Source organism: Nocardioides terrigena, from assembly GCF_003047265.1.
GTDB classification, from domain to species: Bacteria; Actinomycetota; Actinomycetes; order Propionibacteriales; family Nocardioidaceae; genus Nocardioides; species Nocardioides terrigena.
Window position 1 is genome coordinate 653,971 of record NZ_PZYY01000001.1, and the last position, 12,985, is coordinate 666,955.

Annotated in this window: 14 protein-coding genes; 8 read left to right on the forward strand and 6 right to left on the reverse strand. The window is 73.1% G+C overall.

The annotated features are described in order from the left end of the window. Window position 1: 1 nt before the first annotated feature. The gene (locus DAE25_RS03045; protein ID WP_056886612.1) at window positions 2–619 is read right to left on the reverse strand and encodes a DUF3000 domain-containing protein; all 618 of its coding nucleotides are present in this window, start codon (window positions 617–619) and stop codon (window positions 2–4) included. 64 nt (window positions 620–683) lie between these two features. Between DAE25_RS03045 and hemE the strand changes: the two genes are divergently transcribed. Further along, the gene (gene hemE / locus DAE25_RS03050; RefSeq protein WP_107764715.1) at window positions 684–1,721 is read left to right on the forward strand and encodes a uroporphyrinogen decarboxylase; all 1,038 of its coding nucleotides are present in this window, start codon (window positions 684–686) and stop codon (window positions 1,719–1,721) included. Window positions 1,722–1,733: 12 nt separating this feature from the next. Here hemE and DAE25_RS03055 read toward each other — a convergent pair whose 3' ends face one another. Then, the gene (locus DAE25_RS03055) at window positions 1,734–2,801 is read right to left on the reverse strand and encodes an NYN domain-containing protein (protein WP_107764716.1); all 1,068 of its coding nucleotides are present in this window, start codon (window positions 2,799–2,801) and stop codon (window positions 1,734–1,736) included. A 109-nt stretch (window positions 2,802–2,910) separates the two neighbouring features. Beyond that, entirely contained in the window at window positions 2,911–3,918 is a 1,008-nt protein-coding gene (locus DAE25_RS03060) for a DUF4349 domain-containing protein (RefSeq protein ID WP_107764717.1), read from the reverse strand. A gap of 96 nt (window positions 3,919–4,014) precedes the next feature. Here DAE25_RS03060 and hemG point away from each other — a divergent pair, with 96 nt between their 5' ends. Genes hemG through DAE25_RS03075 form a run of 3 tightly spaced genes read left to right on the forward strand, consistent with a single transcriptional unit; the run spans window position 4,015 to window position 7,013 of the window. After that, window positions 4,015–5,349, forward strand: coding sequence for a protoporphyrinogen oxidase (gene hemG, locus DAE25_RS03065; RefSeq protein ID WP_107764718.1), 1,335 nt, complete (start codon window positions 4,015–4,017; stop codon window positions 5,347–5,349). 4 nt (window positions 5,350–5,353) lie between these two features. After that, entirely contained in the window at window positions 5,354–6,055 is a 702-nt protein-coding gene (gene hemQ, locus DAE25_RS03070; protein WP_107764719.1) for a hydrogen peroxide-dependent heme synthase, read from the forward strand. 37 nt (window positions 6,056–6,092) lie between these two features. Continuing rightward, window positions 6,093–7,013, forward strand: coding sequence for a hypothetical protein (locus tag DAE25_RS03075; RefSeq protein WP_107764720.1), 921 nt, complete (start codon window positions 6,093–6,095; stop codon window positions 7,011–7,013). A 4-nt stretch (window positions 7,014–7,017) separates the two neighbouring features. On the opposite strand, the gene DAE25_RS03080 is transcribed toward DAE25_RS03075, so the two are convergent. Continuing rightward, a complete protein-coding gene (locus DAE25_RS03080) occupies window positions 7,018–7,422 on the reverse strand; it encodes a GNAT family N-acetyltransferase (protein WP_107764721.1) in 405 nt (134 codons plus the stop codon). Between the two features lie 427 nt (window positions 7,423–7,849). Between DAE25_RS03080 and DAE25_RS03085 the strand changes: the two genes are divergently transcribed. Next, entirely contained in the window at window positions 7,850–8,671 is an 822-nt protein-coding gene (locus DAE25_RS03085; RefSeq protein WP_159083533.1) for a patatin-like phospholipase family protein, read from the forward strand. An 18-nt stretch (window positions 8,672–8,689) separates the two neighbouring features. On the opposite strand, the gene msrB is transcribed toward DAE25_RS03085, so the two are convergent. Continuing rightward, window positions 8,690–9,094 (reverse strand): peptide-methionine (R)-S-oxide reductase MsrB, encoded by a 405-nt coding sequence (gene msrB / locus DAE25_RS03095; protein ID WP_056886624.1) that lies wholly within the window; start codon window positions 9,092–9,094, stop codon window positions 8,690–8,692. A 76-nt stretch (window positions 9,095–9,170) separates the two neighbouring features. On the opposite strand from msrB, the gene DAE25_RS03100 reads away from it, so the two are divergent. From DAE25_RS03100 to DAE25_RS03110, 3 genes are all read left to right on the forward strand, one after another. Next, the gene (locus DAE25_RS03100) at window positions 9,171–10,244 is read left to right on the forward strand and encodes a ferredoxin reductase (protein WP_107764722.1); all 1,074 of its coding nucleotides are present in this window, start codon (window positions 9,171–9,173) and stop codon (window positions 10,242–10,244) included. 79 nt (window positions 10,245–10,323) lie between these two features. Next, a complete protein-coding gene (locus DAE25_RS03105; protein WP_107764723.1) occupies window positions 10,324–11,547 on the forward strand; it encodes a fatty acid desaturase family protein in 1,224 nt (407 codons plus the stop codon). Beyond that, window positions 11,544–11,855 carry a hypothetical protein gene (locus DAE25_RS03110; RefSeq protein WP_159083534.1) on the forward strand — a complete coding sequence of 104 codons (312 nt, stop codon included), beginning with the start codon at window positions 11,544–11,546 and terminating at the stop codon, window positions 11,853–11,855. The genes DAE25_RS03105 and DAE25_RS03110 overlap by 4 nt, the downstream gene beginning before the upstream one ends. A gap of 40 nt (window positions 11,856–11,895) precedes the next feature. Here DAE25_RS03110 and DAE25_RS03115 read toward each other — a convergent pair whose 3' ends face one another. Beyond that, entirely contained in the window at window positions 11,896–12,984 is a 1,089-nt protein-coding gene (locus tag DAE25_RS03115; protein WP_199907397.1) for an ArsB/NhaD family transporter, read from the reverse strand. Between the last annotated feature and the right edge of the window lies 1 nt (window position 12,985).

The following is a 12,985-nucleotide window of genomic DNA, read 5'->3' on the forward strand; positions in this document are numbered from 1 at the left end:
GTCAGGAGCCGCGCTGCCCACGTCGGCTCGGGATGGCGGTCACGCCCTCGGGCACGGGGGGAAGGCCGACCGCGGTGCAGAGCAGCTCGGCCCACGCCTCGACGTGCGCCTTCATGTCCGGGACGCCCTGCTCGTCGGTGACCGGCGTCCAGGACGCGCGGACCTCCAGCTGGGCGGTGCCGTCCTCGTCGGCCATCCCGCCGAAGCTCTCCGTGGCCACGCTCGTCACGGTGCCGGAGGCGGCGAGGTAGGTCGCGCTGTGGGCCTCGAGGGCCTCGGTCAGCCAGGTCCAGCCGACTGCGGCCAGCATCGGGTCGCTGACGAGCTCGGGGTCGATCTCGGCGCGGGCGTAGGCCACGCAGCGGAAGGTGCCCTCCCACGCGTCGTTGCCGGCGGGGTCGTGGAGCAGGATGATCCGGCCGGTGCCGAGGTCGACCTCGTCGACCGTGACGTCGGCCGACAGTGCGGTCGACCACGGGGCGATGCGCTGCGGGGCCGGCATCTCCTCGCAGAACACTTCGGGACGGACCGCAGCCGCACGCATCTTCTCTGCCGCCGCGCGGAACTCCGCGGGGCCGACGGCACCCGTGGGCGGGTGCGACTCCTGACGGGCCACCATGGAAGCCACAGTAGGTCAGGACCGGCCCACGGCGATGTGTCGCCACGCCGCCTGACCTGCGAGGATTCGCCCCGTGACCAGCCTTGCCGACAGCCCGTTCCTCCGTGCCGCCCGCGGGGAGGAGCCCAGCCACACTCCGGTCTGGTACATGCGCCAGGCCGGCCGCTCGCTGCCGGAGTACCTCGCGCTGCGCGAGGGCACCGCGATGCTCGACGCCTGCATGGACCCCGACATGGTCGTCGAGATCACCCTCCAGCCGGTCCGGCGGTACGGCGTGGACGCGGCCATCTTCTTCTCCGACATCGTGCTGCCGCTCAAGGCCGTCGGTGTCGACCTCGACATCAAGCCCGGCGTCGGGCCGGTCGTGGCCCAGCCCGTGCGCACCCTGGCCGACGTGGAGGCGATCGACGACCTCACCGCCGACCACGTCCCCTTCATCACCCAGGCGGTCCGCGGCCTCGTGGGTGAGCTCGGTGGCACCCCGCTGATCGGCTTCGCGGGCGCCCCCTTCACCGTCGCGTCGTACCTCGTCGAGGGTGGTCCCTCCAAGGAGCACGCGAAGACCAAGGCGATGATGTTCGGCGCCCCCGAGGTCTGGGACGCGCTGATGACCAAGATCGCGGGCATCGCCGCGACGTACCTCCGCATCCAGGTCGAGGCGGGCGCGAGTGCCGTGCAGCTCTTCGACTCGTGGGCGGGTGCGCTCACGCCGGCCGACTACCGCGAGCACGTCATGCCGCACTCGTCGCGCGTGCTGGCCGCGGCCGGTGAGCTCGGCGTGCCCCGCATCCACTTCGGCGTGGGCACCACCAACCTGCTCGGCCCGATGGGCCAGGCGGGCGCCGACGTGGTGGGCGTCGACTGGCGCACGCCCCTGGAGAACGCCATCCCGCTCGTGGGCGACAAGGTCGTCCAGGGCAACCTCGACCCGACGCTGGTCTTCGCGCCCACCGACGTGATGACCGCCCGCGCCGCCGAGATCATCGAGGCCGGCCGGGCCGCCAAGGGTCACATCTTCAACCTCGGCCACGGGGTCATCCCCAGCACCGACCCCGACCAGCTCAAGCGGCTGACGGAGTTCGTGCAGTCCTACCCCCGCTGACCGGGGGAGGGCTCAGGCCTTCTTGGCGGTGGTCCGGCGCACCGTCCTGGTCACGGTCGGCTTGGTCGTCGCCGACCCGGTGACCGACGCGGGCTCCTCCGGCTCCGGGGCCGCCGGGGGCTGGGTCTTCTTGGCCGCCGTCTTGCGGGCGGTCGTCTTCCTGGTGGCGGTCTTCTTCGGCGCCGTCTCGGCCTTGTCCGCCGGCGCCTTCTTCGTCGCTGCCGCCTTGGCGGGGGCCGCCTCCTGCGGCGCCGTCTTCTGCGGAGCAGCCTTGTCGGCCTTGTCCGCGGGTGCCTTGCTGGTGGCGGCCTTGGCCGGGGTGCCCTTGAGCCGCACCAGGATCTGGCGACCCTCGGTGAGCGACTCGAGGTAGGGCTGCGCGGCCACGAGTGACGAGAGCTTGGCGTGCCCGAAGTTGCGAGGGTCGAAGCTCGCCTGGGTGCGGCTCAGGTGGTTGCCGATCGCCGAGACGCTGCTCCAGCCCTCGTCGTCGGCGGTCGCGTTGACCGCCCGCGTCAGGGCGCCCTCGAGGTTGAGGCGGGGAGCCGCGTCGGCGTCGTCGAGCACGTCGGGAGCGTCCGCGTCGTCCGCCTCGTCGGCCGGAGCGGACCGGCCGGAGGGCTCGGAGGCCTGCTCGCCCAGCACCTCGAGGGCGATGAAGCGGTCGCAGGCGTTCTGCAGGGACTGGGGGGTGCGCTGGCGGCCGAGGCCGTAGACGACCTTGCCGGACTCGCGCAGGCGCAGGGCCAGGCCGGTGAAGTCGGAGTCGCTGCTCACGAGGGCGAAGGCCTCGACGTTGCCGGCGTACAGCAGGTCCATGGCGTCGATGATGAGCGCGGAGTCGGTGGAGTTCTTGCCGGTGGTGAAGGCGGTCTGGTGGATCGCGCGGATGGCGCGGGCGTTGAGCTCGCGCGTCCAACCGCTGAGGCGCTGCGACGAGAAGTCGCCGTACGCGCGCTTGATCGTCGGGGTGCCGTACTTGGCGAGCTCCTCCAACAACGCCTCGGCGTACTTGGGCGAGGTGTTGTCGGCGTCGATGAGCACGGCGATCCGGACGTTGGTGCTGAGGTCGTTGTCCACCCACGCACCTTACTGACGAGGTGCGGGGGCGGTGGTCGCCGGCCCGTGGTGCTTGCGGGAACGTCATGGGGACCGATCGCTGGGGCGACCGGCCCCCATGACGTTGCGATCAGGCGGCCGCGGGAGGCGTCGCCGGCGGGCGACGGCGGCGCACCGAGCGGCGTACGACGAGCCACACCGGGGTCCCGAGCAGGGCCAGCACCGCGACGAAGGGCAGCAGGGCGCCCGCGATGGTGGCCAGCCCGACGGCGACCGCGCCGAGGGCCTTCATGCCGCCGGTGAAGCCGGCCAGGAAGCCCGACGCCTCCTCGTCCTCCGGCGGCTCCTCGTCGGGAGTGCGGCTGATGTCGACGACGATCGTCGAGTCGCGGGTCTGGTCGGCCAGCCACGCCTGCTGGCCCTTGAGCGAGTCGAGCTCCGCCTGCCGGGTGGTGAGCTGGGACTCGATCCAGATGATGTCCTTCAGCCCCTGCGCCCGGGCCAGGAGCTGCTCGACGCGCTGGAGGCTCGCCTCCTGGGCGCGGACGCGCACGTCGGTGTCGATGACCTGGGTGCTGACGTCCTCCGAGGTCCGGTCCGAGCCGCGCAGGTCGGCCACGCCCTCGAGGGCGGTCATCGCGTCGCCGAAGCTGCCCGCCGGCACCCGCACCACCAGTCGCGCGTAGACGGTGTCGCCGTCCTCGTCGGTGTCCGTCTGCTCCTCGGTGATGTCCCCACCGCTGGCGTCGACGACCCGCTGCACGTCACGCCGGGCGTCGCGCACGTCGTCGCTGGTGAGCGACACGGTGCCGTGGGAGATGACGTGCCGCTCGACCGCGACGGGCGCCCGGGCGGCGCCCGTGGACGACGTGGTGGCGCCGGAGCTCCGGTCCTGGGCGGCCGCGCCGTCCGACCCGCTGCCGGCCGTGCCCCCGGACCCGCCACCGTCCTCGCCCGGGGCCCGCGACGCGGACGACGACTCGTCGGACGAGCCGGCCGAGCCATCCGACGCGTCCTGGCCGCCGCCGGATGAGGAGCAGGCGGCCAGCACGGCCGTCATCGAGATCGCGGCCGCCAGGCCCAGCAGCCGGCGGGTGCGCCGTCCGGGGTGGCGGGTGGGCTGCGCGTGAGTGGTCATGGCGGTCCGACGCTGCAGTCGGCGGCGACGGTTCCCCCGCGTCGTACGCCGTGACCGGATCGTTGCCCGATCCTCGCCGCGTGGGAGGGTGACCCGGTGCGAGACGTCGTGGTGGTGGGGGCCGGGGTGGGCGGCCTGACCGCCGCCCGTGACCTGGTCCGGGCCGGCCGGGACGTGCTCGTCCTGGAGGGGTCGCCCGAGGTCGGCGGCAAGCTCCGTCGGGCGTCGGTGGCCGGCGTCGTCGTCGACGTCGGCGCCGAGGCGATGCTGGCCCGCCGCCCCGAGGGGGTCGCGCTCGCCGCGGAGCTCGGGATCGAGGTCGTGCACCCGACGTCCGCCGCGTCGCAGGTGTGGTCGCGCGGCGCCCTGCGCCGCCTGCCGCGCAGCCTCATGGGGGTTCCGTTCGACCTCGAGGACCTCGCCTCGAGCGGCGTCCTCTCCCCGGAGGGCCTGGCCCGGGCCGGCGTCGAGCGCATCGGCGCCGCCCCGACCCACGACGTCTCCGTCGGCGACCTGGTCGCCGAGCGGCTGGGTGACGAGGTCGTCGAGCGGCTCGTCGAGCCGCTGCTCGGTGGCGTGTACGCCGGCAGCGCGCGGCGCATCTCCACGGCCGCCGCGGTGCCCCAGCTGCTCGCCATGGCCCGGCGCGGGTCCCTGCTCGAGCAGGCCTCCACCATCGTCCCCTCGGACGCCCCGGTCTTCGCCGGCATCGCAGGCGGGATGGGCCAGCTCACCGAGGTCCTCGCCGCCGGGCTCGAGGTGCGCACGTCGGCGACCGTGCGCTCGGTGGTCCGGGCTGCCGACGGCTGGCGGCTCACCGTCGGCTCGGCCGCCGCGCCGGAGACGATCCTGGCCCGCTCGGTCGTGCTGGCCACCCCCGCTGCCCCGACCGCCCGGCTCCTCGACGGCGTCGCTCCCGGCGCCGCCCGCGATCTCGCCACGGTCGAGGCTGCCAGTGTGGCGGTGGTGACGCTGGCCTTCGAGGCGGCCGCCGTCGAGGCGCTGGCCGACCGCTCCGGCTTCCTCGTGCCCCCGCTGGAGGGTCGCGGGATCAAGGCGAGCACCTTCTCATTCGCCAAGTGGGACTGGGTCCGCGAGGCCGGCGACGGGCTGGCCCTGCTGCGCACCTCGCTGGGCCGGCACGGCGAGGAGGCCACCCTCCGGGCGCCGGACGAGGCGCTGGTGCAGACGTCGCTGGCCGAGCTCGCAGCCCTCGCGGGGATCACCGCGGAGCCGGTGGGCACGCACGTGCAGCGGTGGGGCGGGGGACTCCCGCAGTACGCCGTCGGACACGTCGACCTCGTGGCCCGGGTCCGTGCCGCGCTGCCGCCCGGGATCGTGGTCTGCGGGGCGGCGTACGACGGGGTCGGGATCCCGGCCGTCATCGGGTCCGCCCACCGGGCGGCGGTTGAGCTCGCCCGGGCAGAATGAGGGCATGGCCAACAGCAACGCAGCCCGGACCCGTGAGCTCAACGACACCATCCGCTACACGATGTGGTCGGTCTTCAAGCTCCGCGACGTGATCGGGGACGCCGACCGGGAGGCGGAGGCGGCCGACCTCGAGGCGTTCATCGAGGTGCTGGCCGAGGACGACGTGGTGGTCCGCGGCCTCTACGACGTCTCCGGCCTGCGCGCCGACGCCGACGTCATGGTCTGGTGGCACGCCGCCGACTCCGAGCAGCTCCAGGTCGCCTACAACGTGTTCCGTCGTACGGCGTTCGGCCGCCGCCTCGAGCCCGTCTGGTCGCAGATGGCCCTCCACCGCCCGGCGGAGTTCAACAAGTCCCACATCCCGGCCTTCCTCGCCGACGAGGAGGCCCGCAAGCACATCTGCGTCTACCCCTTCGTCCGCTCCTACGAGTGGTACCTCCTCGACGACTCCGAGCGTCGCCGGATGCTGGCCGAGCACGGCCAGATGGCGCGCGACTACGTCGACGTGCGGGCCAACACCGTGGCCTCGTTCGCGCTCGGCGACTACGAGTGGATGCTGGCCTTCGAGGCCGACGAGCTGCACCGGATCGTCGACCTGATGCGCCACCTGCGGGCCTCCGACGCGCGCCGCCACGTGCGCGAGGAGGTGCCGTTCTACACCGGCTCGCGGCTCTCGCCGGCCGAGATGCTCACCCGCCTGCCCTGACCGGGAACCCACCGTGACCGCGCCTCGTCGTACCGCCATGAAGACCCCCGCGATGAAGACCCTCGGTGCTGTCGTGACCGCCACCGCCGTCCTGCTCGTCCTCGGCGCCTGCTCGACCGAGGAGCAGATGCGCGCGGTCGACCCGGCCGGGCAGTCCGACACCGACACGGGCACGTCCACGTCCTCGGGCGGCGCGATGCCGACCGCGCTGCCCGCCGCCGAGGGCGAGGTCTCGACGGGCGGGCTGGTCACGGTGCTCGACGACGGCGAGGGGCCGGAGCTGTGCCACGCGGTGGCCGAGTCCTTCCCCCCGCAGTGCTCGGGCGTGCCGATGGCCGGCTGGACGTGGGCCGACCACCCCGAGCACGAGGACGAGTCCGGGGTGAAGTGGGGGGACTTCGCCCTCACCGGCACCTTCGACGGCACGACCTTCACGGTCACCGACGCCATCCCGGCCGCGCTGTACGACGCGCTCAACGAGGAGCCCGAGCCGCTGCCGGGCACGCCGTGCGAGCCCCCCGCCGGCGGGTGGGCGGTCGTGGACGCGGCCAAGGCCACCCCGGAGGCGATGGACGCGACCTTCACCGAGGCCGCCCGGTTGCCCGGCTTCGCCGGGACCTGGATGGACCAGTCGCAGGACCCCAGCGCCACCAACGACCCCACGAAGGTGATCATCAACGTCGCCGTCACCGAGGACGTCGAGGGTGCCGAGGCGACCCTGCGCGACACCTGGGGCGGGGCGCTGTGCGTGAGCCCGGCCCGCTACACCGAGGCCGAGCTCAACGAGATCTCGATGGAGCTCCAATCGCTGCCCGGCGTGCTCACCACCTCGGGCGCCGCCGACGTGGTGCAGGCCGAGGTGCTCCACGACGACGGGTCGCTGCAGGCATGGGCCGACGAGGAGTACGGCGAGGGGCGCGTCGAGATCACCTCGGCGCTCCAGCCGGTCGAGGGCTGAGCCCTCACTCCTGCCGCGAGGCCGCCGCCGGGTCCGGGTCGTTCCCGGCGGTCGGGGGAAGGTCGACCCGGACGTCGATCCGGTTGTCCTCGCTCGAGGTCGACGTCATCGGCCCCAGCCGGGCCAGCATGGCCAGCGACGCCCGGTTGTCGGCCGCCACCGTCGTGACGACGCGGGTGACGCCTCGCGGCCGCTCCTGCACCAGCTCGGCGAGCAGCGCCGTGGCGACGCCGCGGCCCTGCCACTCGTCGACCACCGTCACCGCGACGTCGGCCTCGGTCGGCTCGTGGTCGTAGCGGATCATCCGGGCCAGGCCGACCGGTACTCCCACGTGGTCCTCGCCGATCACGACCAGGACCAGCGCGACGTGGTCGATCCCGTCCACCTCGTCGACCAGGTGCTCCAGCATCGCGTCGGTCAGGTGCGGGACCGCCGCGAGGAAGCGGCGACGCCGACTGAGGGGGGAGAGGTGCTCGTAGGACTCGCGGAGCAGCTCGCGATCACCCGGCAGCAGGGCCCAGATCTGCGCGGGAGTGCCGTCGTCGAGCCGGACCTCGGTGATCAGGACGCGCTCCGCGGTCGGCTGCCGCGCGGTGCCGTGCGACCGCCGTCGCGCGGCTCCTCCGCCCCGGCGGTCCTGTCGTCGCTGTGCATGCCTCCAGCGTGCCGCCCCGGTCCGCGCGCGCTCAGGGCCGAAGGTCCCGACCCGTCCGGCCCCCGGCTGCCCGGACCCGCTCCGTGGGGTACAGGTCCCGTGCCGGCGGGTCCAACAGCACTACTGGCCGGTCGTCCGCCCACCGGATGATGGTGGTGGAACCCCAGCCTGGAGCGGACGCATGGCACGCCAACACAGTCGGAGCGGGGCCGTCGAGCTCGACGGTCACCCGGCGCTGGTGGCCGCCCGCCACCCGTTGGCGATGGTCTACGGAGGGGGCGGTGTCTTCGGCATCGCCTACACGGGCGGGGTCGCTGCCGGCCTGGCCGCGGCGGATGTGCCCGTGGCGGACGCGCCCTCCCTGGGCACCTCCGCCGGCTCCTGGACCGCGGCGGCGCTGGCCCTGGGCCTGACCTACGACGACTTCGCGGCCGTCAGCTCGCCGCGGGTCCCCACCCGGCGCGCCGGGGTGCTGTCCGACCTGGCACGCGAGCTGTTCGGCGAGCAGCGTCACCCCCTGGTCGCCGCGTCGGCCGTCTGTGTCCGGACCCGACGTCGACACATCCTGGACGGCGGCCGGTACCCGCTGGCCGACCTGGTCGCGGCCTCGTCCGCCGTGCCCGGGCTGCTCCCGCCCCATCGCATCGACGGCCGGTTGTACGTCGACGGTGGGATGTGGTCGGCGACCTCGGTCGACGCGGCCGCCGAGGCCGACCATGTCATCGTCGTGGCGCCCCTGGCCGGTCCGGTGCTGGGCCCCGTGGGGCAGACCGCAGGACTCCTGCTGGGGCGCGAGCTGCGACGGTGGCGTGAGCGGCACCCCGAGAGCACGATCACCCTGGTCACTCCGGACCGCGCCATGGCGCGGATCGCGGGACACCGCCCCCTCGCCCTGTTCGACGACGAGCGGGCCCACGACGTCTACCCGCTCGCTCTCGACCAGGGCCTGCGTGTCGGGCAGGCGCTGTCGAGCGCGCAGGACGACGCCGACCCGGCGGCCTAGCAGCGGGCCCGCGAGGACTCAGTCGGTCGAGGCCGGCTTGAGGTCGATGCTGATCGAGTTGATGCAGTAGCGATCGCCCGTCGGCGTGCCGTAGCCGTCGGGGAACACGTGCCCGAGGTGCGAGCCGCAGGTCGCGCAGCGCACCTCGACGCGCTTCATCCCGTGCGAGACGTCCTCGATGTACTCGATGGTGTCCGTGATCGGCTGGTAGAAGCTGGGCCAGCCACAACCGGAGTGGAACTTGGTCGTGCTGGTGAACAGCTCGGAGCCGCACGCCTTGCAGGAGTAGGTGCCCTCCGTCTCGGTGTCGGTGTACTCGCCGACGAAGGCGCGCTCGGTCCCGGCCTGGCGGAGCACGGCGTACTCCTCGGGGGACAGCTGGGCGCGCCACTCCTCGTCGGTCTTCTCCACGTCGTAGGCCATGGCGCCCACGCTACTGCTCACCTGGTCGGGTGGACGCCCTTGACGAATCGAGTGAACGAGTGTTCACTCAACGACCATGGCCGTGATCGACCGACTGTCCTGGGCCCGCACCGCGGGCGCCCGGCTGACGACCCCGCTGCACCCCGACGACTACCTCTCGCTGGTCAACCCGTTGTGGACCGCACGGGAGCTGCGTGGGCGCATCGAGCGGGTCGTCCCCGAGACCGAGGACGCCGCCACCGTCGTCATCCGCCCCGGCTGGGGGTGGCGCTACGACCACAAGCCCGGCCAGTACGTCGGGATCGGCGTCCAGGTCGGCGGGAAGTTCCACTGGCGCTCGTACTCCGTGAGCTCCCCCCCGAAGCGCGACGGTCGCACCATCGCGATCACCGTGCGGGCGATGCCCGAGGGGTTCCTCTCCCAGCACCTGGTCGGCGGCCTCGAGCCCGGCACCATCGTGCGACTCGCGCTGCCGGCCGGGGAGTTCGTGCTGCCCGACCCGCCCCCGGCGCGGATGCTGATGCTCGTCGGCGGCTCCGGGATCACCCCGGTGATGTCGATGCTGCGCACCCTCGACCGTCGCGGCACGATGCCCGACGTCGTCGTGCACTACTCCTCGACCACCGAGGAGCGGATGATCTTCCGCGACGAGGTCCGGGAGCTCGCCGACCGGCACGAGGGCCTCACCCTGCACCGGTTGCACACCGACGACGACGGCATGCTCGACCTGGCCGACCTCGACTCGATCGTCCCCGACTGGCGCGAGCGCGAGACGTGGGCCTGCGGCCCGGCGCCGATGCTCGACGCCGTCGAGGGGCACTGGGAGAGCGCGGGCCTGGAGGAGTCCCTGCACCTCGAGCGCTTCACCGTCCAGCGCGACGGGGACGGCGGGGAGGGCGGGACGCTGCACTTCCAGAACTCCGGCAAGGAGATCGAGGTCGACGGGGCGACCACCGTCCTCGAGGCCGGGGAGCAGGCCGGCGTTGGGATGCCCTACGGCTGCCGGGTCGGCATCTGCCACACCTGCACGCTCACGCTCGTCAGCGGCACGGTGCGCGACCTGCGCACCGGCGACGAGCACGACGACAGCAACGACCGGGTGCAGACCTGCGTGACCGTCCCGGTCGGCGACTGCACCCTCGCGATCTAGATCCGAGCGGAGCGAGGAGGTTGAGGAGGTCGCGCAGCGACCGTCTCGAAACCCCGTGAGACGAAAGGAAACCAGCACGATGGCCATCAGCGACGTCCAGGAGTACACCCACCTCACCGACGAGGAGATCGATCAGCTCGGGCGCGAGCTCGACGCCCTGCGCGCGGAGGTCGAGGAGTCCCGCGGTGCCGCCGACGCGGCGTACATCAACCGGATCATCACCATCCAGCGCAGCCTCGCCGTGGCGGGCCGGGTCACGCTCTTCGCGTCGCGCTGGAAGCCGGCGTGGGTCGCGGGTGCGGCCATGCTCGGCGTGGCCAAGATCTTGGAGAACATGGAGATCGGCCACAACGTCATGCACGGCCAGTGGGACTGGATGAACGACCCGGAGATCCACTCGTCGACGTGGGAGTGGGACACCGCGCAGCCGGCCGAGCAGTGGAAGCACAGCCACAACTACATCCACCACCAGTTCACCAACGTGCTCGGGCACGACAACGACGTCGGCTACGGCATCCTGCGGATGGCACGCGAGCAGAAGTGGCACCCGGCCAACCTCGGCCAGCCGGTCTACAACGCGCTGCTGGCGACGCTGTTCCAGTGGGGCGTCGCGCTGCACGACCTCGACCTCGAGGCCATCCGCAAGCGGGAGAAGGACCCGAAGGTGCTGGCCAAGCAGCTGCGCCAGATCAAGCGCAAGATCAGCCGCCAGATCGGCAAGGACTACGTGTTCTTCCCGCTGCTGACCGCCGCGACGGGCCCGGCCAACGTCGTCCCGACGATCACCGCCAACGTGACGGCCAACCTGGCGCGCAACGTGTGGTCCTACATGATCATCTTCTGCGGGCACTTCCCCGACGGGGCTCTGCACTTCACCGAGGAGGAGCTCGAGGACGAGACGCGCGCGGAGTGGTACCTGCGCCAGATGCTCGGCTCGGCCAACTTCGAGGGCGGCCGGCTGCTGCACGTGATGAGCGGCCAGCTCGGCTACCAGATCGAGCACCACCTCTTCCCGGACCTGCCGTCCAACCGGTACGCCGAGATGTCGGTGCGGGTGCGCGAGCTCGCCGCCAAGTACGACCTGCCCTACACGACCGGGCCGCTGCACCGACAGTACGGCCAGGCGCTGCGCACCATCCTCAAGCTGTCGCTGCCCAACCGCTTCACCTCCTCCGACCAGCACTCGGTCGAGGAGCACCGGGAGGTCGGGCGGGGCCGGCCCTCCGACGCCGAGCGCCCCGGCCGCAGCTCGCAGACCGGCGGCTGGTCCTCCCGGGGCACCTCCGTGCGGGGCACGGCGTGATGCGTGAGGACCTGCGCGACGGCTCGACCCGGCTGCGGGAGCCGACCCGGGCGTGGGTGACCCAGTGCGCACTGTCGCGGATCTGCGGGTTGTGCGAGGGCGCGCTCGCGCGACCGGTCGCCTTCGTCGGTACGCCGCGCGAGGACGCCCGTAACCAGTTCCACCAGCCACCGATGCACGTCGCGTGCGCGGAGTCGGTGCGGTCGGGCGACGAGGTGGTCGTGACGACCGCGGCCTTCGAGTTCGTCCGGCCCGACCGCGACGACCCGGACCGGTCCCCGCGGTTCGAGCCGAGCTCCCGGCTCTGAACCCCGGCTGCCTCAGCCCCTGGCGGTCACCGCACTGAGGTCACCGCGCGGCGGTCACCGCGCTGAGCGTCAGCGTCGCCAGCGTGACGGCCGGGAAGGCGACCAGCACCCCGGTGAGGGCGAAGCGACCCCAGTGGATCGCCAGCCCCGCCGCGTGGCAGCGCTGCGCCCAGAGCAGGGTGGCGAGGCTGGCCCACGGGGTGATGAGCGGCCCGACCCCCACTCCGACCAGCAGCGCCCCCAGGCGCTCGGGGCTGCCCACGGTGACGGGCTCGAGCGCGAGGTAGGCCGGCAGGTTGTCGAGCACGTTGGCTGCTCCGGCGGCCACCCAGGCCAGCCGGAGCAGGGCCAGCGGCCCCTCCCCGGTGCCGGTCAGCCGGCCGGCGAGCTCGCCGAGGCCGTGCTCGTGGGCCAGCTGGACCAGGAAGAACAGCAGCCCGACGACCAGCACCAGCAGCCACGGCACCAGCCGGAGGTGGAGCAGGTCGCGTCGCCACACCAGGCACGCCAGCACGACCGCCCCGCAGGCGAGCCCGGACACCACGGTCACCCGGCCGGTGATCGTCAGGGCCGGGCCGAGGGCCACGCAGGCGAGGGCGGCGACGACCACGGGCGCCCGGGGCCCCTCGAGCGGCGCCGGCTCGTCGTACTCCCGGCGGGGGAGGGCGAGCGTCCGGCGGTGCAGGACCGCGAGGACGGCGACCGTGACGAGCACGGCGACCAGGCCCGGCAGCGCCATCAGCGCGGCGTACTCTGCGACGCTCAGGTCGAGGTGGCTCAGCGCGAGCAGGTTGGTGAGGTTGGAGACCGGCAGGAAGAGCGAGGCGGTGTTGGCGAGCAGCACCGTGGTCATCGCGAAGAGGACCGGGTTGATCCGCAGCCGCACCGCCACGGCCAGCACGACGGGGGTCAGCAGCACGGCGGTGGTGTCGAGGGAGAGCAGGGCGGTGCTCGCGACGGCGACCGCGACGAGCCCCGCCCAGACGCGGCGTACCGATCCGTGCGCGGCGTGCACGACGGCGTCGGCGACGAGGTCGAAGAGCCCCAGGCCGGCGCACAGCTCGGCGAGCACGGTCGCGAACACGAGGAACAGGAGGATCGGTCCGATCCGCGCCACCAGGTCGGCCACG

What these genes read in the sequence shown, in the direction of transcription:
- DAE25_RS03045 (WP_056886612.1), bottom strand. Translation starts at nt 619, where the DNA reads ATGGTGGCCCGTCAGGAGTCGCACCCGCCCACGGGTGCCGTCGGCCCC.
- DAE25_RS03060 (WP_107764717.1), bottom strand. Translation starts at nt 3,918, where the DNA reads ATGACCACTCACGCGCAGCCCACCCGCCACCCCGGACGGCGCACCCGC.
- hemQ (WP_107764719.1), top strand. Translation starts at nt 5,354, where the DNA reads ATGGCCAACAGCAACGCAGCCCGGACCCGTGAGCTCAACGACACCATC.
- DAE25_RS03075 (WP_107764720.1), top strand. Translation starts at nt 6,093, where the DNA reads ATGAAGACCCCCGCGATGAAGACCCTCGGTGCTGTCGTGACCGCCACC.
- DAE25_RS03080 (WP_107764721.1), bottom strand. Translation starts at nt 7,422, where the DNA reads ATGCTGGAGCACCTGGTCGACGAGGTGGACGGGATCGACCACGTCGCG.
- DAE25_RS03085 (WP_159083533.1), top strand. Translation starts at nt 7,850, where the DNA reads ATGGCACGCCAACACAGTCGGAGCGGGGCCGTCGAGCTCGACGGTCAC.
- msrB (WP_056886624.1), bottom strand. Translation starts at nt 9,094, where the DNA reads ATGGCCTACGACGTGGAGAAGACCGACGAGGAGTGGCGCGCCCAGCTG.
- DAE25_RS03100 (WP_107764722.1), top strand. Translation starts at nt 9,171, where the DNA reads ATGGCCGTGATCGACCGACTGTCCTGGGCCCGCACCGCGGGCGCCCGG.
- DAE25_RS03105 (WP_107764723.1), top strand. Translation starts at nt 10,324, where the DNA reads ATGGCCATCAGCGACGTCCAGGAGTACACCCACCTCACCGACGAGGAG.